This is a genomic window from Methanolobus sp. ZRKC3 (assembly GCF_045291275.1).
In the GTDB taxonomy this organism is placed as follows: Archaea; Halobacteriota; Methanosarcinia; order Methanosarcinales; family Methanosarcinaceae; genus Methanolobus.
The window spans coordinates 911568-932008 of record NZ_CP146982.1 but is presented as its reverse complement, the minus strand read 5'-3'; the positions used below and the strand labels follow the sequence as shown (position 1 = coordinate 932008).

At 41.5% G+C, this 20441-nt stretch carries 24 protein-coding genes; 12 read left to right on the top strand and 12 right to left on the bottom strand.

The window, feature by feature from the left end; genetic code table 11:
* Positions 1-332: 332 nt before the first annotated feature.
* From V7O66_RS04710 to V7O66_RS04700, 3 genes are all read right to left on the bottom strand, one after another.
* Positions 333-1619: a tyrosine-type recombinase/integrase gene (locus V7O66_RS04710; protein WP_406661818.1), complete on the bottom strand. Its 1287-nt coding sequence runs from the start codon at positions 1617-1619 to the stop codon at positions 333-335.
* A 206-nt stretch (positions 1620-1825) separates the two neighbouring features.
* Positions 1826-2014 (bottom strand): transcriptional regulator, encoded by a 189-nt coding sequence (locus tag V7O66_RS04705; RefSeq protein WP_406661817.1) that lies wholly within the window; start codon positions 2012-2014, stop codon positions 1826-1828.
* Positions 2015-2035: 21 nt separating this feature from the next.
* Positions 2036-2449, bottom strand: coding sequence for an HIT family protein (locus V7O66_RS04700; RefSeq protein ID WP_406661816.1), 414 nt, complete (start codon positions 2447-2449; stop codon positions 2036-2038).
* Positions 2450-2549: 100 nt separating this feature from the next.
* Between V7O66_RS04700 and V7O66_RS04695 the strand changes: the two genes are divergently transcribed.
* The 6 genes from V7O66_RS04695 (at position 2550) to V7O66_RS04670 (ending at position 7965) form a co-directional block, all read left to right on the top strand.
* Positions 2550-3266 (top strand): hypothetical protein, encoded by a 717-nt coding sequence (locus V7O66_RS04695; RefSeq protein WP_406661815.1) that lies wholly within the window; start codon positions 2550-2552, stop codon positions 3264-3266.
* Between the two features lie 499 nt (positions 3267-3765).
* Positions 3766-4218, top strand: coding sequence for a DUF2115 domain-containing protein (locus tag V7O66_RS04690; RefSeq protein ID WP_406662586.1), 453 nt, complete (start codon positions 3766-3768; stop codon positions 4216-4218).
* A 73-nt stretch (positions 4219-4291) separates the two neighbouring features.
* Positions 4292-4588 (top strand): Hsp20/alpha crystallin family protein, encoded by a 297-nt coding sequence (locus V7O66_RS04685; RefSeq protein ID WP_406661814.1) that lies wholly within the window; start codon positions 4292-4294, stop codon positions 4586-4588.
* 581 nt (positions 4589-5169) lie between these two features.
* A complete protein-coding gene (locus V7O66_RS04680) occupies positions 5170-5781 on the top strand; it encodes a hypothetical protein (protein WP_406661813.1) in 612 nt (203 codons plus the stop codon).
* 25 nt (positions 5782-5806) lie between these two features.
* The gene (gene sfsA, locus V7O66_RS04675; protein ID WP_406661812.1) at positions 5807-6571 is read left to right on the top strand and encodes a DNA/RNA nuclease SfsA; all 765 of its coding nucleotides are present in this window, start codon (positions 5807-5809) and stop codon (positions 6569-6571) included.
* Positions 6568-7965, top strand: a complete 1398-nt coding sequence (locus V7O66_RS04670) for an alanine/glycine:cation symporter family protein (protein ID WP_406661811.1) — start codon at positions 6568-6570, stop codon at positions 7963-7965. Before sfsA ends, V7O66_RS04670 begins: the two co-directional genes overlap by 4 nt.
* A gap of 59 nt (positions 7966-8024) precedes the next feature.
* On the opposite strand, the gene V7O66_RS04665 is transcribed toward V7O66_RS04670, so the two are convergent.
* From V7O66_RS04665 to V7O66_RS04655, 3 genes are all read right to left on the bottom strand, one after another.
* Complete coding sequence (locus V7O66_RS04665; protein WP_406661810.1) at positions 8025-8225, bottom strand: hypothetical protein; 201 nt, start codon at positions 8223-8225, stop codon at positions 8025-8027.
* Between the two features lie 189 nt (positions 8226-8414).
* The gene (locus V7O66_RS04660; protein WP_406662584.1) at positions 8415-9032 is read right to left on the bottom strand and encodes a TasA family protein; all 618 of its coding nucleotides are present in this window, start codon (positions 9030-9032) and stop codon (positions 8415-8417) included.
* A 486-nt stretch (positions 9033-9518) separates the two neighbouring features.
* A complete protein-coding gene (locus V7O66_RS04655) occupies positions 9519-9992 on the bottom strand; it encodes a hypothetical protein (protein ID WP_406661809.1) in 474 nt (157 codons plus the stop codon).
* A 49-nt stretch (positions 9993-10041) separates the two neighbouring features.
* Here V7O66_RS04655 and V7O66_RS04650 point away from each other — a divergent pair, with 49 nt between their 5' ends.
* From V7O66_RS04650 to upp, 3 genes are all read left to right on the top strand, one after another.
* Entirely contained in the window at positions 10042-10788 is a 747-nt protein-coding gene (locus V7O66_RS04650) for a hypothetical protein (RefSeq protein WP_406661808.1), read from the top strand.
* Between the two features lie 289 nt (positions 10789-11077).
* Entirely contained in the window at positions 11078-12316 is a 1239-nt protein-coding gene (locus V7O66_RS04645) for a uracil-xanthine permease family protein (protein WP_406661807.1), read from the top strand.
* A 50-nt stretch (positions 12317-12366) separates the two neighbouring features.
* Positions 12367-13065: a uracil phosphoribosyltransferase gene (upp, locus tag V7O66_RS04640; RefSeq protein ID WP_406661806.1), complete on the top strand. Its 699-nt coding sequence runs from the start codon at positions 12367-12369 to the stop codon at positions 13063-13065.
* Positions 13066-13298: 233 nt separating this feature from the next.
* On the opposite strand, the gene V7O66_RS04635 is transcribed toward upp, so the two are convergent.
* The 6 genes from V7O66_RS04635 to V7O66_RS04610 all read right to left on the bottom strand — a co-directional run bounded on the left by V7O66_RS04635 (position 13299) and on the right by V7O66_RS04610 (position 16119).
* Positions 13299-13490 carry a hypothetical protein gene (locus V7O66_RS04635; protein ID WP_406661805.1) on the bottom strand — a complete coding sequence of 64 codons (192 nt, stop codon included), beginning with the start codon at positions 13488-13490 and terminating at the stop codon, positions 13299-13301.
* 152 nt (positions 13491-13642) lie between these two features.
* Positions 13643-14194 (bottom strand): protease inhibitor I42 family protein, encoded by a 552-nt coding sequence (locus V7O66_RS04630; RefSeq protein ID WP_406661804.1) that lies wholly within the window; start codon positions 14192-14194, stop codon positions 13643-13645.
* Positions 14195-14797: 603 nt separating this feature from the next.
* Positions 14798-15127, bottom strand: a complete 330-nt coding sequence (locus tag V7O66_RS04625) for a DUF6951 family protein (protein WP_406661803.1) — start codon at positions 15125-15127, stop codon at positions 14798-14800.
* Positions 15128-15226: 99 nt separating this feature from the next.
* Positions 15227-15544, bottom strand: coding sequence for a carboxymuconolactone decarboxylase family protein (locus V7O66_RS04620; protein WP_406661802.1), 318 nt, complete (start codon positions 15542-15544; stop codon positions 15227-15229).
* Between the two features lie 29 nt (positions 15545-15573).
* Complete coding sequence (locus V7O66_RS04615) at positions 15574-15747, bottom strand: hypothetical protein (RefSeq protein WP_406661801.1); 174 nt, start codon at positions 15745-15747, stop codon at positions 15574-15576.
* A 204-nt stretch (positions 15748-15951) separates the two neighbouring features.
* Positions 15952-16119, bottom strand: coding sequence for a hypothetical protein (locus V7O66_RS04610; protein WP_406661800.1), 168 nt, complete (start codon positions 16117-16119; stop codon positions 15952-15954).
* Positions 16120-16398: 279 nt separating this feature from the next.
* Between V7O66_RS04610 and V7O66_RS04605 the strand changes: the two genes are divergently transcribed.
* From V7O66_RS04605 to V7O66_RS04595, 3 genes are all read left to right on the top strand, one after another.
* Complete coding sequence (locus tag V7O66_RS04605) at positions 16399-16827, top strand: hypothetical protein (protein WP_406661799.1); 429 nt, start codon at positions 16399-16401, stop codon at positions 16825-16827.
* Between the two features lie 353 nt (positions 16828-17180).
* Positions 17181-19142 (top strand): CocE/NonD family hydrolase, encoded by a 1962-nt coding sequence (locus V7O66_RS04600; RefSeq protein WP_406661798.1) that lies wholly within the window; start codon positions 17181-17183, stop codon positions 19140-19142.
* 10 nt (positions 19143-19152) lie between these two features.
* Positions 19153-20433, top strand: a complete 1281-nt coding sequence (locus V7O66_RS04595) for an acetyl-CoA carboxylase biotin carboxylase subunit family protein (protein ID WP_406661797.1) — start codon at positions 19153-19155, stop codon at positions 20431-20433.
* Positions 20434-20441 lie beyond the last annotated feature (8 nt).

Here is a 20441-nt window from a genome sequence, read left to right as displayed (position 1 = left end):
CCATCTCTCCATATAGATACGACAGAGAGAAGGTATAAAACTCTTCTATTATGAACTACTTTAAAGACTGTGAAATATGCTGCCTATTTTTTCTAACACCATAAGATTTTCGAAGAAAGGGTTGGGCAATGGCAATATTAAAAAATAGGATATGTAGCCGAAGATATGATCTATGATTTGTCACAATGGGTGAATAACTTTGAATCACCCACAACAAACTTTGATGGAGAACAGGTCTTGGAGAAGGAAATTCAAAGATTGAGACAAATTCTCTCTTCGCATGGAATGGTAGTGGGGAAGGAAAAATTATTTTCTTCCCAAAATATCCAAAATCATTCGGAATCCACGTATCTATATGCTTCACCATATGCCTTAGCGTTTATTTTTTCCATGGTTTTTCTATCGGTAAATTTCCCTAATTCATTTATGGTCTTCTGCATTGCGGTCATTCGTCTATACATATCTGCCAGCTCACTACGCTCTACAATGTGTCTTGCAGCTTCTGTTTGATAAATTTTATTTTTCCTCTCAAGCTCCTGATATTCAGGTGCTGCTGCCACATCAAGCTCCTTCTTGATAGTGAGGTATGGGGCGAATTGCTTGTATATTTTAATCAGATCATCAGGTTCGTATTCGTTATATGCTTCCTTCGTTGCACCCAATGTGTGTCCCATGAAGAATTCTACGAGATCACTGTCGCATCCCTTGTTCTTCAAGGTGGAGTTGAAGAATTTACGCATATTGTGGCTTCGGAAGGTGTTGAATGAGCCCTTCGGCGTGCTCATACCTGCATTTTCGGAAATCCTACTATAAGCTTTGACAATAGCACCTGCTGAACATCTCCTTAATTCTTCATCATATGTTTGAAGATATGAGTCGTTCACATTCACAGATACGAATAGATAACTATTAGGGGTGGTTTTTCGTCTTTCATATTCGTTTATGTCTTTTTCACTGTCAGACTTGTGTGGTCTGTCTCTCCATTCCAGGTACTTCATTACCGCATTGGATGCTTCAGGACTGATGAATGTGATGAAGTCAACGTTTGCCTTCTGCCTCCTCATATCAAGTGATGCGATGCCTGTATCGGGGTCATACCCTTCTTTGAACACATCAAGTCTCAGACTCGATATCTCTGCTGCTCCCATTCCAGAAGACAAACCACACAATACTATAGCCCTGTCACGTAAGCTTGCGACCTCAAGCGCCTGCTGAATACCTTCCTTCTTTATCTTCTTCGTATTCTCTTTAAGCGGTCTAACCTTATTTTTTGACCGTGGTAATTTTGGGATCTCGATGTAAAATGATTTGTAAAATGTACCAACGGTACTGATATATTTCTCAAGTGTTCCCGGTGCAAGAGGTTTTTCAACATTATTTGGATTCTCAAGGTACTGTCTGAACTGCGGATATAATGTGAAAATATCCCTCTCGATCATCAATTTTCCTGCTTTGAAATCAGCATTTGCGCTATCTATCAGTTCAGTTGGTGTCATACCTGTATAATCGGTGTAGTGTCTCAGTGATGTAAGGTATGTGCTCCATGTTCTAGGCTCTGGACTTATAAGCGCATACAATTTTTTCATGATAGGATCTTGCTCAAGTTCATCTCTTTTCACATTATCAACCTTCTTAGTATGTAATAGGAATACGACTATATTATACTAATTCTTTGCAGAATTTGACGGTCCAAGAAAAAGGGATTTTGATATTACAATTGTAGGACAGAGTCAAACGTAAGATCAGGCTAAAATTAAGAATTAGAAAGCAAGATAAAACAGGGAATAAGAACAAAAAAGTGAATAAAAAAGGATTATGCTCCTATTTATTCGGTATCAACATGTGCATAGAAACATCTTTTTGGAGAACAGACCGCATCTGAATTCTTGAGTTTCTTGAGTATCTTACTGACTTCCTTGCTTTCAATGCCGGTTGCTTCTGCAATCTCTCCAGGTCTGAGTGGTTTTCCTGCATCTTTCAGTGCGTCAAGTACTTTCTGTTCATCGTCTGCCATATTGTTTCACTCCATTTTTGATTAAAATGAATTTCTGATATTTTCTGCAAGTTCAGCAAGATTGTCCCGACTTGGTTTTGTTCCCACGATGGTATGCATGGATCCGCCGTTGTCCCCTTCACGCCGTGGTATGATATGAACATGAACATGCTGGACTGTCTGTCCGGCAATCTCTCCGTTGTTGATACCGATGTTAGCACCCTCAAGTTCCAGTATCTTCTCCACGTTTTTGACAACCTTGTTCACCGCAGCAAAGAGGTTTGCAGCATCCTTTTCATCCATGTCCGTAAAACGTGTGAAATGCTGTTTCGGAAGGACTATGGTATGACCTTCGGAACAGGGGTATATATCCAGGAAAGCGTAAACGAAGTCATCTTCATAGACTTTATGGGAAGGAATTTCACCGGCAACGATCTTGCAGAATAGACAATCCATGTGTATCACTGTTATGTTTTAGGGGATACGATTATTTATTTATTCTGATAGTCATTCTGATAATAATATTTGCATAGTCATGAACATGAAGTTTTTATACATGTCACATTTAGTCGTTAATGGTACTATGGGGTTTGTTATCAGTAATCTATCATTGGCAGCTATCGTGCTTGTTGGTATTGTGGCATTGTCGAATCCTTCCATCGCAGGATTCGTGGACATGATCGGGGATGAGTTTGGCGATCTCATCGAGCAAGATTCGCAGGACTCAGGGCAATCTCCGCTGTCTGAAAGCAAACTGGCAACAGGTACAAAGAGCACAAAAGATCAGAAGCACTCAGACTCAGGCTCATCTTCCAACTCCAAACAGGTTTCTACATCATCTGAAACCCAGCTTCCTTCAGGAACCGAAGAAAAAGCAGCTATCTCAAAACCCGCAGAAAATGACCTCTACACTCTAATGAAAAGGTACATCACCTACTACAACAACGGCATAGACGAAGTCCCCGATCTTGTCAAGAAGGTCGCAGGAAACGATGTGATACTTCTTGAGATAGCAATGAACGACAATACCGACCTTAAGATAAAAGCAGTCACAAAAGATGGTCTGGTCACAGAGTTCAAAAAAGTCACCTCAACCAGCGGAATCGACCCTTCAGTATCCGTTTTGGCAGACGAGGATTCCATAAGAGCATTGCTTTCCAGCGGTGATGCCATGGGACAGTTATCCTCCTCACTTAATAGTGGTGATATTGAGATCGAGTGTAAGGGATTTTTGAAGAAGGCTGCTGTTTCTGCTTTGAAGAGTATTGGATGAGGGGATTTGTTTTTTGATTTTGAATTTGAGAAGATGGGATTTTCAAAGGGTATTTTACATTATATGAAGAAAAATTGGCTCTGTAGAAATCCTCGATACTCATGAGAGAGTTAAGGTGGACGAAATTGTCAAATGTCTTGCCAGATATCGATGAAAATTACCATTTAATTCGATTGATTCCGATTATGATAGGTTTTCTACAGAGCCAAAAAATTGCTTTTTTGTATGTTGTCTATTTTGTAACCATTTAAATTAATATGTAGAGTTCGGTTTTTTGTCTTACCTATATCCCTTTAGTTGAGTGCGGAGATAATGAAAAATGAAACATAAAAATGAATTAGAGAATCTATCAATTTTAAACTTTTTTAGATATGGGGCAAAAAGAGTACCCCGCTATTGAAAAAATAATTCAGAATTAAGCAGGTTGGGAAACATGAATAATAAAGAAAACATGAACACATCAGAGCTTCTTGATAAACTGAAAAAGGATGCTTAAACCCTGTCAATACACGATATAATGAAAGCAAGGGCATCCATGGTAAAAAGTGTCAGGAACCTTCCGCACAAGTACAGTGAGATGTATTCATCAGTCCTCTTTGCATATCTTTACGACACCCTTCAGGAGATAAAGAACAGAAAAAATCTGGACACGACAGAAGAAATTGATCCGGAAAAATATGAGGAGATCGTCAAAAGGGTAGAAAGGTTTGTTGATGACAGCGACCCGGGTCAGAAAGCCTTTTCCAGATTTGCCAGGATAGCAACCCTTTACCTTGTTTTTATCGAAAAGAAGCCAATACATCCACCAGGGATGATCTTTCCCGGCGAGCTCAAAATAATTGAAGAGAAAGGAGGGTTTTACTGTCCAGTCAGGGACAAACAGAGCGAAGTAGATATAGCGCTGTGTGAGTTCTGCATATGTAAGGATTTGAGTGAGTTGGAGACACAATAATAGATCTTAACGACTCTTTATTCCGTTAACCATAAATAGCTAAATCTATGAATTTATAGTTGGGGTAAACATAATGGAAGATGTAAAAAAGAGAGTATCTCCTACTGTATATGCTTGTGCCGGCGAAAAGAATGAGCTTAACATAGAGATCGACCTGCCAGGAGTGAAGAAAGAAGATATCATATTCAAGATGGATGAGAACACTTTCACCGTCAAAGCTGAAGCAGATGATGTGGAATATGTGGGACTCTACTCCACAGGAGGTCTGGTAGAACCTGACAGGGCGGTTGCCGAATTCTCACATGAGAGGCTAATTGCCACCGTACCTTACAAGAAGATGCCAGAAGAGGTAGAGATCAAGATAGAGTGATATCAGATAGAAACGTTTTTTCAATTGAAAAAAACATATTTTTCTATTTTTTTATTTTTCTTCTAACTTTTTACATCAAAAATTGAATCTAATTTTTTTAATACTCATCAGCTAAATCCGATGAATACATTCCATCAGCCAAGGGACAGGGAATATGCACAATTTGTCTATGATAGCTTACTTGGAACACAGGGCTATGCTTCTCAATGTCTAGGATGTTGGAGATGCCAAAGAGCCTGTTCACAGGGCATTCCAATCTTAGATGAGCTAAGGAAAGTTGTGGATATTTTTGGAAAATGATGTTTGTTAAGATTATGGTCATTATTGACAATAAAAGTCTGATTCTATAGATTACCTATTTTCTATTTTTTGTTCAACGTTGCGTTTTTCAGACATTACTATTACCCCTTAATTGAATTCGAGAAATTAAATTTGAACTTCTTTCATCAACACATAATATCAATGAATATATTTTTTCAAAAACGCAATTAATATTCTGAAACGGAATTGTTGTTATCACTATTATATCAAGCAGAGATTCTAAATATCTTCCACCACATTTTTAGTTGGGAGGGTAATAATTGGATTTCAGTAAAAGGCAGATAATAGGAATATCACTAATTCTTTTAGTCATGTTTTCATTTGCATTTCTGGATATTGGTCTGTATTCCAGCAATGAGAATTCAGATTCTTCTATCAGTGCCTCTTCTGCAGGAGATGATGGTTACAGGCCGGATTATAATGATATCATCCTGTATGTGCATCAGGAAGACAGTTTTGATGAAAGGGTGGAAAAAGAATTGATCACTGCTCTTGAAACAAAGGGTTTATCGGTGACCCTTACAGATGAAATAAAAGATGATTACAGCTTACCATTTGCTTTTGTAAATATCATTGACAGGAAGATGTTGTACACTCCGGTTTACTCAAAGTCCGATATCGATGTCCTGATCGGCTTTTCCTCAGCAGGTAAGAGCGAGTATCTGGATGTTGTGGGATCAGGTGAGCTTAAGACGGTTGTGTTCAGAACAGATGCCACAAATCCCTATCAGTTGCTTGTACAGGGAAACATTGGTCTCTACGATGAAACGAAGGGTCTTTTCACCTACAGGTCATACCAGAATCATATTGCTCAGGAAGTTGCAGAATCTGCTGCTGATGCTCTTGATTCCCAGATAAGGAAAGGTCAGTGAATATATCATATAATGAACATGTCCCATGACCCAAAAACCCCAACCATCTTCCCAAACTCCCCGAGAAGTCCTTCAGATCCAAACAGATGCCGAAGGCATACTGATAGAAAGACCGAACAGGTTCCTCGCCATAGTCGAGATCGATGATGCTGGGGTTAAAAGACAGGAGATGGTGCATGTACACGACCCGGGCAGGCTTGTGGATGTGCTCTATCCGGGTAATAGAGTACTTTTGAGGAAGGCTGAGAATTCGAATAGAAAGACCGGATGGGACATGATAGCAGGGCGAATTGGTGATGAATGGGTGCTCATCAACTCTGCATTTCACAGACGTATTTCAGAGTGGGTGCTGGAGAACGGGGTCATAGATGAATTGAGGGGCATCGACAGCATAATCCCAGAGCAGAAGTTCGGGGATAGCAGGCTGGATTTTCTTCTGGAGGAAGACGGGAAGAAGATATGGGTCGAGGTTAAGGGCTGTACGCTGGCAGAAGGTAAGATTGCTGTTTTTCCGGATGCTCCGACTAGCCGTGGCAAGCGTCATCTTGAAGAATTGATTAGGGCTATTGATGAGGGATATGAGGCAGCAATAATTATTCTGGTGTTGAGGTCTGAGGCTGAGTGTTTCACACCCAACTGGAATATCGATCCAGCTTTTTCAGAAACCATGATAAGGGCGGCAGAGAAAGGTGTCATGATCTTTCCACTGCAGTTCAGATTCGAGGACAATAGTATTTACTATCTGTCGAGAATCCCACTTTGCTTTGAAAAGATAGGGATGGTGGAATGAGTTTTTTTGACCCTGTACTGGAGTTTCTGAGGTCGGCTGAACTACTGTTCTATCTCAGGGGGATAGACGACTTCATCTGGGGTCCTCCCTTATTGATATTGCTGGTTGGTACGGGTATCTTCTTCACCTTCAATCTCGGCTTCATTCAGATAACACGCCTGCCCCTTGCTTTGAAATATGTGATTGGTTCCCGGAATGTTGAAAAAGACTCAAAGGGTGATGTTTCAAATTTCGGAGCTCTCACCCTTGCACTTGCTGCGACCATAGGTACAGGGAATATAGTCGGGGTTGCCACTGCAATAAAAATAGGTGGACCGGGGGCACTATTCTGGATGTGGATTGCCGCGTTTTTCGGTATGGCGACAAAGTACGCAGAGTGTACATTGGCTGTCAAGTACAGGACATTCGATGAGAATGGACAGGCAGCAGGCGGTCCCATGCACTACATCAAGACCGGCCTTGCGGACAAATCCTATAGTGGAATACTCTCAAAACTCTTCGCTGTCTTTGGTATATTCGTAGGTTGTATGGGTATCGGAACCTTCACTCAGGTCAATGCCATAGTGGATTCAGTAAAGATAACCTTTGGGTTTCCTGCTCTGCAAACCGCTATTGTGGTTTCCTCACTGGTCTTCCTCGTGACCATAGGAGGTGTGAAAAGTATCGCCAGGGTTGCACAATTCGTAGTTCCTTTCATGGCGGTCACCTATGTACTCAGTTCCATTGTAATCATAGCATTGAACCTTGATGCTCTGCCATCTGTGATCTCGCTTGTCATCCAGTCCGCCTTCACCCGGACGGCTGCAACAGGAGGATTTCTGGGAGCTTCAATGATGATGGCAGTACAATTCGGTATCGCCAGGGGTATCTTTTCCAACGAATCAGGTCTTGGCAGTGCACCAATAGCAGCAGCAGCGGCAAAGGTGAAGAGTCCTGCAAAACAGGGTCTCATATCCATGACCGGAACCTTCTTTGACACGATTATAGTGTGCACCATGACAGGCGTGGTCCTTATCATGACAGGTTCATGGCAGGGTGAACTGGCAGGTGCCTACATGACCAATCAGGCATATTCCAGTGTCCTGGGTATCGGCAGTTACGTAGTGGGTATTGGCCTGATGTTCTTCGCCTTCACGACAATACTGGGCTGGAACTATTACGCTGAAAGATGTACTGAATTCCTCTTCGGTGTAAAGGCTATCTTGCCTTTCAGGATGATCTACGTAGTGCTAGTTTTCTTCGGTGCCTTCCTTACACTGGATGCAATATGGATACTGGCGGACATCTTCAACGGGCTTATGGCAATACCGAACCTCATAGCACTGGCAGCACTTAGAAAAGTGGTGATATCAGAGACAAAAGAGTATTTTGAATCTCTTGAGACTCAAAATTGAAAATGGAATACAAATTCTAATAGATTCACTGATTTGTGGGTCTGTTAAAAAGAAGTTAGCTATTGCTTTTTCTTCTCTTTTTTCACAGTCTCTTCTTCGTCAGGTGAACCCTCACACCATGAATTTATTGCAAGATCGTCAGCACTTTTCCTGTTACTGTCTTCAGTGGGAACCTCGCACCAGTTCTGAATCTCATTATCCAGAGTTGGTATCTCAATATCATCAGCTTTTTTTTCCTTCTTCCTGTCTAGTTCATCCATTCCTTTATCTCTCCCAATTAATCATAATCAAGAATCGTTAAAAAAGATTTTGGCTTTGATCTAAGAACGGATAGGTTATATTGATAGATCTTTATCTAATCGCAGTATTCAATATCTGAACCTATCTAAGTTATCAGGATTTGATGGTGGAATTAGTACACATCAAAATATTTCCAGATTCCCAGGTCATTATGCTGACTGATCAAGAGTAAAGGTTATGTCAAAGACGCAACTGTCGCTCTGTGCCTGGTCTATGGTAGCACTATCAGCTAGACTATATTCTATTTTTAAAGTTCCTATATTTCTGTTTCCAAGGTTGGTTTGAACATCTGTCCATGAATCAGATGCATAATCACTCATGAAGTTGAAGGCTTCGGTTGGTAAACCCGATGATACATAGTCTACTGTTGTTGCATCATCTTCAAGATAGTAATCTCCACTATTCCAGGTGCCGCTGGTATCTTTATCCATCCAGATAGCCACTTTAAGGTAATCTTCGAGCTCACCCCCAGCATCAGTGGTATCTCCAGCGACAGTCTCCATTTCATAGCGGGTATTTTCGTTACTTGTTATTGTAGAGATATCGATACTAAGGTCACCGGTTATTGAACCAATGTTAGATAACAACCAGGAATCTGCGGTGCCATAATCTCCCGGACTTAAGTTGGAAATAGATATTGATTCGGTGCATGGATCAACAGCTCCGACTTTCAAATTTAGTGTTCCTGATTCAAATGTATTATCGCTTGCAATCTCAGTGTCACTATAATATGCGTAAGTTCCGCCCCCATAAAAAAAGCCACAAATGCAATAGTCATCATACTGAATAAGATCTTTCTTTCCAATAGACTACCTCCAAATTGTGTACAATTGACTACATTGCATTTTTTTGTTGGAAGCGGGGGTGTAATTAGAGACAAGATCATTCTTGATATGAATCTATATTGCATTGCTGCTAAATTATAATGATAGTTCCCTTCCAATTATGATAATTGTGCAATAGTTCAATTTTATTGTAAATGATCTTATATAATAGCAATATTGTTAACTAATTATATATAATTTACTAAAATATTCAGAAACACATGCAATTATTTTAAAAACCATAATGTTGCGGTATAATTTTAAAAATGTGGGCGGCGGATGTTTGATGGCTGTATCTTAATTTTAATTAAAGGATGCAGGAATTTCATAATTAATAATAAATATTTTATTTGTGCATTAGTCTACATTGTTAAGCTAATTTCAAAAATCTAAATAATTATATGTAGGTTAATGAAAGTGATTTTTTCTCTATTTTTCTCTTCTTTTATTTAATAAGAGAAACAGGATTATACCTACAGCAAATATTGTATAAATGTAATGCGAAAATATTGTTTTATAAATTGCTGATATTACCTGATTATTTTCATTCGTGCTAATTTTTGCTTCGGATAAAGAATTACCTTTTTCTATTTGGGTTAGATTGTAATTGAATTTACCAGTAAAATTATCTGAAGCATTTTCGATGGGGGGCTTTGGTTGGGTAGGCTCAATGGTCCTGTCAATCGGACCTTCGTTTATATTAAGTGGTTGAACGGTCGAGCTGATAATAAATCCTCCACTCTGAGATGCTGTCAGAGGCATGGACGTGCCGGATATGCTGTAAGGTATGGTATAAAATATCCTGGCAAAGAATACAGGGGTTCCTTCATAGTCATAGAAGAACCAGCTTGATACTTCAGAGGGAGGTTCAGGTGGAGATGATTGGGGATTCACGCCTACCATCACAAATACCGATACTGAAAGTATAGATTACACTGTTTCAGCTGTAACGATGTATGTAACTACCAGCAGTAACCTTGATTACAGCTCAGCAGTTGAAACTTCAGTCAATTCCAGCGTTGGTACACTCTCACAATCCGATGTATGGACGCAGGACGAATGGAAGATATATGATTTCCCTGAACCAGTGCCCGTTGGATGGATAGATGTCAATCTCACCGTAGATCTTGCAGCCAGCCAGTTGAGTAAGAGTTACCTCACAGTAAATGGTACCTATGAGATCATTGAAAAGATCTATGTCATAAATGGTTATCTCGTGGAAGCCAGGAAGACTATTACAAAGAATGATACGGATCCTGACTATTACGATGTTTCTCTATGGGTGCATAACAAAGGTGATCTTGCTACGCCTCCCACAGTAGTCGTATATGACATAATTCCACAGGGATTCACAAATGTATCCTGGGTCACTGATCCTGATGGAAGTACATCTGTGCTCTCTCCGGTTACAGGAACAGCTTATTGGTGGGATGTAGGTACCCTGCAGGCGGATGGAACTGCTGGCAACCAGACATATGTGAACTACACAGTAGAAGGAACTACAGCTGTCTACCGACTAACTGACCTGTTCATACTGGGTATTGATCCTGCATACTCACTGAATATGCAGACAACACCAGTACTCACGACAGGTGCCAACATAGTAAAAGGAAATAGTAGTAGTTCATTGATAGGTATGATGTCTATAATGTTCCTTATGCTTGGAATAGTAGGCAACAGAAAAAATAGGAAGGATTAATACTCCTTCATCCCTCCCTCTCCTTTTGATTCAACTTTTTTTTAATTTTATAACCCAAAAGCCTGTTATCAGGGATCTAACTATTAATCCATCGTTTTTTTAAAATTTTGCAGTGCTTCTAATTCAAATATCCAGGTTTTGAAAACTAAGAATTTTTGCGTTTGTTTGTTTAATTTGTTTTTCTTAACATTCGTTTCAAAAAATCCAGCAACTATATCTAGGTTAGTCAAAATAGTTTTTTTAGAATTAAATTTTAGTATTTATTGACACGAATATCCTGGTGATTGATATGAAACGAATTGTTTTAGGATTTCAGCATGTGCTGGCAATGTTCGGTGCAACCATCACTGTTCCTCTTGTGGTAGGTTCTGCCATAGGTCTTCCACTTTCGGATATTGCACTACTGATGCAGTCAGTTCTTCTGGCAATGGGTATTGCCACCCTTTTGCAAACCTTCATTGGCTCTAAGTTCCCGATAGTACAGGGGTCGAGTTTTGCTTTCATTCCAGCTCTCATTTCCATAGGTTCAGGCATTGGGCTTGCGGCGGTGGAAGGAGCTCTGATCGTGGGAGGTATCTTAGAAGGTTTGACAGGTGCCCTGGGTCTAATTGGAAGATTAAGGAAACTCTTCTCACCTCTTGTAACGGGCATTACTATAATGCTTGTAGGTTTTTCCCTTGCTCATGTGGCAGTGAAATATTCATTTAACTTCTTTGTGGATTCTGCAGGCACCACAATATGGCCATCTGCTCTGGTCGCTCTGGTAACTTTCATAACAACTATACTTGTTGCTTTGTATGCAAAGGGAACATTCAAAACAATGCCAGTCATAGCAGGTGCCCTGGTGGGTTACATACTGAGTATGATCCTCAAGCTCACAGATTTCAGTCTGGTAGGTGAGCTTTCCTTTTTCAGCTTACCCAAATTGCTTCCGTGGGGAACGCCAGTTTTTGATATAAGTGCTATCATCATTATGCTCTTTGCATTTATGGTGAGCATCATAGAAAGTGTAGGTGATTATCATGCTATATCAGCAATAGCAGAACTGCCAATAGATAATAAGAAGATTAACCGTGGTATTGGTTCGGAAGGTCTTTCATGCTCCATTGCCGGTCTTTTCGGTGCATGTGGTACCACCAGCTATTCCGAGAACATCGGTCTTATTGCGCTCACACGTGTCTCCAATGTACAGGTAGTGCAAATAGGAGCAGGCATATTGATCCTCTTTTCAATGATACCAAAATTCTCAGGTATTCTCGCATCTATCCCCGCACCTGTGCTTGGGGGACTGACCATAGCACTGTATGGTATGATAGGCGTTACCGGTCTAAAGCTGATAAAGGACAAGGTCGAACTCAATGACAGGAACACCCTCATACTTGCAAGTTCTCTTGTATTGGGTCTTGGTGCACCGCAACTCCCTCCTGAGTTTCTGGCACATTTCCCGACAATTCTGGCAAGCATACTGGAATCGGGAATGGCAGTGGGAGCAATTTCAGCAGTGATAATGGACCAGTTACTAAAATGATGATCGAATGGATAATTTAATAGATAATTTAATGGATTTCAGGTGAAACTATGATACAGGATGAAAGATGGGAAGGAGTCTATTCATTTGAGGATTCTTCTTATCTTATGGAAATACTTACCGAGCTTCGGTCAAAGGAAACAGAGAATATCAAGTTCAGAAAAGGACTTGTGAAACTTGGCAGGTATATGGGTTATGAACTTACCAAAACAATGGAATTTGGCAAGGTCAAGATAGAAACGCCTCTGGAACACACAGAGGGTGTTATTTCAATTGACAGGAACAATGTTTTTATCATTACTGTCCTCAGAGTTGCGATCCCGCTAATGGAAGGACTCATAAAGACATTCGAGCATGCAAGGGTAGGCATTGTTTCCGCATCAAGGGGAAAGGCACCGGATTTTGAAATAGATATGACATACATAAAGATCCCGCATATCAAGCCTGAGGATACCATTATCGTATCTGACCCCATGATCGCAACAGGTTCCACTCTTGTCAAAACTATATCAGAGATCAGCAAATGTGGAACCCCAAAGAAATTCGTGATTGTAGGCATACTGGCAGCACCTGAAGGCATCAAAGCCATCAAAGATGCATTCCCGGATGTGGAGATATTCGTGACCAAGGTGGACAGGGAACTCAATGATAAGGGATACATACTTCCAGGTCTGGGGGACGCAGGTGACAGAGCCTTTGGTGAACCGATAAACATCTCAATGCTACCATTGATGCACAATCTGGACTAAAGTAAAAAAAAGTATTGAAAGGAGGTCTGTATCCGGTACAGTACCTCTCTGCCTTTTCTTCAATTTCCGGCTCTGTAAAAATCCTTTCAACAACTATCCCCCTTTCACTTCCTTTTTTCTGGACAAGAACATCCTTATTAAACGATCTTTCCCCTCTCCCCCGAACCCCCTCACCCCTTTTTTTTGCACAGGAGCACCCTAGTAACGATCTTTCCCCTCTTCCCCAAACCCCCTCACCCCTTTTTTTTTTGAACAGGAGCCTCCTTAGTGAACGTCTTTTCCCCTCTGCATTCTTCTTCATAATGCTGATCCTCTGAATCCTGTCTTTTAACAACATGAGCAGGGTTGCTAAAATCAGTACTCTTCCTTTCACCAACAAGATACTGAGCCAATTTTCTGGCTTTCAGTAAAAGATATAATTCCAAAATATTGATTTTGTGTATATTCCATTTCAGGACGAATATACACGTGGTTGGTAAAACAACCGGTTTTTAAAAAAGAATGGTTGTTGGGTTCTGTAGAAAATCTATTAAAATTCTCGCTTGAATACCAAGGATTTCTATAGAACCCACTTTCTTTAATTGATAATTTCAACTGACCTTATCTCTATGAGCCGTCCCCACATGTGAAAGCTCATCAGATCGTCTCTTGGATATGCTGTGAATTCCAGTTCCAGCCCGTCTTCCATAAGGGTATCATCAAGGTTGATGGGGTCATAGCTTGTAGTCTCATCACTTATTATACCATAGAATCCCCCTTCAAGTTCGACAAATGTTACAGTGCCTTTTGCATGTATGAGCTCGGTTTCAGGGATGACTTCTATGCTCAGTGTGAATGATTCCTCATTTCCGGTTGTATCTTCCCAGGGTCTTTTGTAGACTGCTTCGATAAGCTGGCTTTCTTCTCCTGTGACCTCAAAGGTCCAGGTGTGTACGCCACCGGCTCCCATTCGCATTTCGTTTTCTGCTGTCTGCTTGTACTGATCGGTTTTCAGTGAGAGTCCAGAACTTGCTGTGAGATTCCAGGAGTATCCGGTTGTGGGATTTTCTGCAAGCTCTATGGTGATGATGTCACCTTTCAATGCACGTTCAGTTTTTCCCGAATCTTCTTGTAGGTAAATTTTGTTCATTGTTTCACCAGTTAGAAAATCAGTATTGGTGTAGCTCTCGTTTTCGATTACATCTACATTATCTACGTAGGGATCATTGTATTCTGTTTCTATACATCCCGGTAAAAAAGTGGAAATAAAGATTAGGCAAAAGGTAAAGAGTATTTTCAGACTCTTCTTTTTCATGAACATATTTCTTTGGTATGCTCTATATCTATTTAGATATTATTTTAGGTTCAGTTAAACTCGCAGTTATTTTTGGATAATTTTCTGGTATTTTTCATCAAATTAGCAATAATTTTTTATATTATTAAGTAAGATAAAGGATGCCGATGTACTACAAAGGTGAAAAAATGGATATAATAACAAAACTGCGATACAAGGTGATAAATCTGAACCATCTGAACCGATGCATGATCAGCAGACTCAACTACCATCTTTCATCGTACGATAAAAAAGCATTTATATCCGGATATTCAGCTTAAGTTTATTCCTGCATCCAGACACTGAGAAAGACACTGGTTTTTTCCTCCCCCGCAACCACATAAAAAATGTTTTCAGTAGATGATCAATTTGAAAATGAATAAAAAAACAAAAACAAATAATGGTGAAGTAGCTTTGATATCAAAGCTCGACTTCATCAAAATTAATAGAAACGCTGCCGATTTTTTTAGCAAGGGACTTTGAAAGCATTCCCATTTCCATCCAACACACGTGCATAACTCCAGCAGGCACCAGGCAGGTAGGTGTACAATGATTTTCCTGTGCTTTTTGCATGGCATAGTTGTCTTTTATCATCATGGTTTCCGTCATGGGTATTTCCATGTGGGACATTTTCTGTATTTTCACGCATGGAGATTCGATATCAACGACTATCTTATCTCCTTCCATCGTTCCAGTTATTTTGTGTTTGAAAGCACAGATCGCAGAATTGACATTTACAATTGTTGTCATAATAAATCTCCATGTTTTTGTTTAATGAGTAATTTGAAAGCTGTGAGTTGAAAATAATGTGTGGTCACACATTATAAGATTTGCGATAAACTAAAAAGTTTAGTCTTCGTCCCCTGCACAGCAGCAGCAGACATCACCTTTCAGTATATCTTTCCAGTCGCCAAGCACGTCATGGGTCCAGCAATCATCGGCACCTGCTGCCTCTCTCATGGTAAGTACAAGTATGTAGGATAGTTCCTTTACAGTGGCACCGGCTTCCAGTGCACCCTTAAAGTGTTTCAGGACACATGGTTTTGATCTGGCCTTGATCGACAGTGCAAAACAGAGGAACTGGTATGTCTTCTCATCAACAGGCCTGTTCTCTGCATAGAGTTTGTCGATCTCATCCAGCTTTTCGGTAAATTCGGGGAAGAACAATTATCATATCATCACCTGAAAATGAGCTTTTAAATTTCCCAGTAAGGATGAAGTTGATACTGTTCATACAGTTTAGCCAAATCGTTATGATTTAAAGTCCACACATCTTCATCCAAGCCTTCTGCAGTTTCGAATGCTCCCTTATCAACTTTAAGGATATAATCTCCTACATTTGCTTTAAGCCCCCCCCCAGGGAATGGCAAAGAATTTACACTTCATACCTTACGCACTTGAGATCGTGTCCATCAGTAACTGAAAAAGTGAGCAAAAGAACGTCTATGATTAATCCCAAAATGCTAGTTTTCCCACAGCTTTCTCCACAGTTTACACCACAGTTCTCTTTGAACTCATGCCGCCAGTGCCTCATTCAATTCGCCGGTCATCGCATTCATCTCGTTCCCGAAGAGCTAGTACATCTTTGCACGTCCACACATGGCATCGAAGGGCGGATAGTCAAGCTCATCCATTTCCACTGATGACGGCAATTGTTCCTCTGTAAGAGCTCTATCACCGCTTCTTTGTATCCATATCTTATGGGAAAGGATCACTCTCCAGTCAGAAACGGCAATGTTCAAAAAACTCCTCTTCCAGAAAGGGAGTTTTCCTTCTAAAATGAAAAGGCATATTGAAGTATAGCTAATGAAAAACAAGCTGGAAATGAGCCCCAGGAAGAGATCTTGCGTAGGGATATGATTGCACTCCAAAAATTATAGGATACTCAGAAGATATAGACAAATGGTATTCTTATCTAAGAGGAGAAGTTAACTTTGCTGAAAAACCGCGAAAAAAATAATAGATAAATAACATCTATTTTTTCATAAGTTATAACATATTAAAAAAAGGAGTGATGAACAATGGACCTCTCATCAGAGTACGTGAACATGTGCAGGGAAGCGAAGGAGATACAGGAACATGAACCGGGTGTGGGCGATTATGTCATACATGAAAAAGATCGGACAGACTATCCTGAAAACATTAAAATAATTGGGGAGTATTTGAAATTTGGTTCTCCAGATAATTACAAATTAGTCACATTCGAGGGTATTGAAATAGCGACGAGTTCGCCCATCAATGAATATGTGTGGCTCCCAACACAAGATCAACTGCAAGATATGTATCCTCTTGGGTGGACTAAATACGATGAAATGTGCAGAAAAATGTACAACAAATGGTCTGTGCTCACCAGTAGAAATGATTTTACAAAAGAACAGATTGGTCTAATGGTTGTGATGAAGGACATTTGCCATAAAGAATGGAACGGCACCGAGTGGATCACATTATAACCCTCTTATTTTTTCAACAAAATATCATACGGGGATATAGGTAACGTCTAAAAATGTCACTATCTCAAAAAATTAAACTTTATGTTATATCAAGTAAATATATTTTGCTTTATTCGTGGCTAATTATAAGTTGTCAGGGAATTCAAAGGTAAAAAATCGTTATCCTATGGCAATCACGAGGTTGTCTGTCCAACGTTCGACAAGAGCCACAAACCAAGCCCTTTTCTCCTTAGAAATTTTTGTCAATACCTATTTATGCTCTTATGCTGACCTTATAATGGGAGTATGGGGGTATAGAGACGACTCGATTAGCTAATGCACCAGTTAAAGAAATTGAAAATATCTGGATAACGATGCCAGATGGTTGTAATCTTGCAGCAAAGATCTGGTTACCAAAAGATGCAGAAGAAAATCCAGTTCCGGCCATACTGGAATATATTCCATACCGAAAGAGAGATTTTAAGGCAGTGCGGGATTCCCAGATACACAGGTATTTTGCACAGCAAGGATATGCCTGTCTCAGGGTCGACCTGAGAGGAAGCGGAGATTCAGAAGGAATTCTCAAGGATGAATATCTCCAGCAGGAACTGGATGACGGTGTGGAGATACTAAAGTGGGCAGCAAAACAATCCTGGTGTACAGGAAAGATTGGGATCATTGGCATCTCATGGGGCGGATTTAACGGTCTCCAGATAGCAGCAATGAACCCGCCGGAGTTAAAAGCAATCATCACAATTTGTTCTTCCGACGATCGCTACACGGATGATGTGCACTACATGGGAGGATGCATGCTGACGGATAACCTTTCCTGGGCATCCACAATGTTCTCCTATAACTCAATTCCACCTGATCCGGCCATCGTCGGCGAACGATGGAAAGATATGTGGCTGGAGCGTCTCGAAGGCAGTGGACTGTGGCTCAAGAAATGGCTTGACCACCAGCACAGGGATGATTACTGGAAGCACGCCTCGGTAGCAGAGGATTACGGGGCTATCAAGTGTCCAGTCTTTGCGGTAAGCGGCTGGGCCGACGGATATTCAAACACCGTATTCCGGCTTCTAGAACACCTTGATGTACCAAGGAAAGCACTGATCGGTGGGTGGGGACATAAATATCCCCATTTAGGAGGACCTGGGCCTGCAACTGATTTTTTAAATGAAGCAGTGCGATGGTGGGACAGGTGGCTCAAGGATATTGATAGAGGGGATAGAGATGAACCAATACTCCGTGCCTGGATACAGGACAGTGTCTCCCCGATCATTGCTAAGCGACCGGGTCGCTGGATAGCAGAAAATACGTGGCCATCCTCTCGCATAGAAATGCGGGAATTTGTCCTTTCTCCCGGCAAGATCCATCTCGAACCAGTCGAGCCGAAGGATACCGATGATGCAGAAATGCGAATCATGAGCCCGCTCAGTGTCGGCCTTTTTGCGGGCAAATGGTACTCCTATTCGGAATCAACCGACCTGCCGAACGATCAGAGTGAAGAAGATGGAGGAGCACTTGTGTTCGACAGTCCGGAACTCGAGGAAGATATAGAGATCCTAGGGGCTCCTGAGGTCGAGCTTAAGCTTAGCTCAGACAAACCGATCACTATGGTTGCAATCCGGCTCAATGATGTGTGCCGGGAAGGTACTTCTACCCGGGTGACCTATGGCCTCCTGAATCTCACGCACAGGGATGGGCATGGATGCCCGCAGGAACTTGAGGTGAACCATACCTATACGATCCGGGTGCGGATGAACCATGTCGCACAGAAGTTCCCCGCAGGCAACAAGATCCGTGTTGCTGTTTCGACATCCTACTGGCCTCTTGCATGGCCAAGTCCTGAACCTCCGAATTTGACCGTCCGTTCCGGGGGAAAGTTGTTCCTTCCTGTACGCCCACACAGCGATCAGGACAGCGAAATTCCAGACATGGGACAACCGGTGATGGCAGAGCCGGTACCAACAATACTTCTTGCACCGGCACACAGGGAATGGACGGTCACACACAATCTTGCGACCAATGATGTGACCCAGAAGATTATCAACAACGATGCAAAGATACGCCTCGATGAGATCGATCTGGAGATGCAAAAAGATTCCACAGAGATCTATACTTATTGCAATAATAACTACGACACCGTACGGGGTGAGGTCCTGACAACATGCAGCCTGAAGCGGAGGGACTGGCATGCCACCAGCATTACGAGGACAGTCCTGACATCGACCCGAACACACTTTTACATTCGTGCGACGCTGGATGCCTATGAAGGAGATGTCAGGATCTTCAGTAAAAGCTGGGATGAAGCAATTCCAAGGGAAATGATGTGAGGATGGATGTATGAAAAAGAACGTGTTTATCGTAGGTATGGACTCATTCAATCTCGAAAAATTGAAGATGCTCCCCGAAGCAGCTGAATGCGATTTCCATGCAGCTCTTGATATCAGTGAGATCCGAAAAGTGCCAGATTACGATATGGGTGCACTTATCGCTACTGCTGAAAGGCGGATAAAAGATACTCCCGGAGGCATCCATGCAGTCGTCAGCTACTTTGATTTCCCCGCCACGGACCTTGTTCCAATTCTTGCCAGAACTTTTGGAGTGCCGGGACCAAGTCCTGAGAGCATCTTCAAATGCCAGCACAAATATTGGAGTAGGCTTGAACAACAGCAGGTCATCCCTGATAACATCCCGGAATTCTGTGCATTCGACCCCTTTGATGACAACCCCCTCGCCTCCATCGAGGTGAAACCGCCATTCTGGATCAAGCCATTCAGGTCGTTCAAGTCATTTCTGGCTTTCAGAATCAAGACCCGGGAACAGTTCAATGAACACATTCCTGAGATTCGTGAAAATATCAACTTTATCCATGAGCCATTCCTCTATTTGCTGAAAAGATACAATATGCCTCCTGAGATTGCATACATGAGAGAAAGTTGTCTTGTGGAGAAACCGCTCTCAGGACACCAGTGCACACTTGAAGGGTACGTTTTCAACGGAGATGTGGTTATCTATGGTATTGTGGATTCGATCAAGGACCAGCACTTTTCCTCGTTCTCACGTTATGAATACCCTTCATTCCTCCCAGATAAGGTGCAGAATCAGATGTCCCGGGTATGCAAGCAGGTTATCAGGCATATAGGGCTGGACCAGTCGGTGTTCAATGTAGAATTTTTCTACGAACCCTCCTCCAATGAAGTATATTTACTGGAGATAAATCCGAGGATATCCCAATCGCACGCAGACCTTTTTGAGAAAGTGCACGGCATCTCCCACCACCGTGTTATGCTGCAGATTGCTCTTGGCAGGAGACCGGATCCACTGGAATGGTACGGAAAGTTCAAATATGCCGCAAAATTCATGCACAGGACCTTTGAACCCGGAAAAGTTGTAAAGGCTCCTTCCAGGGAAGATATTAAATCTGTTTCCATAGAAATACCGGGTACCATCATAAATCCACATGTCAGGGAGGGAGATCAACTCTCAGAGCTCCAGATGCAGGACAGCTATAGCTATGAACTTGCAGACATCTTCATCGGGGCAGACGAGCGGGATGGGCTGGTGGAGAAATATCACCGTGTCCTCGAAAAAATTACTTTTTCCATTGAAAAAGATGACTGAAGGGAGGT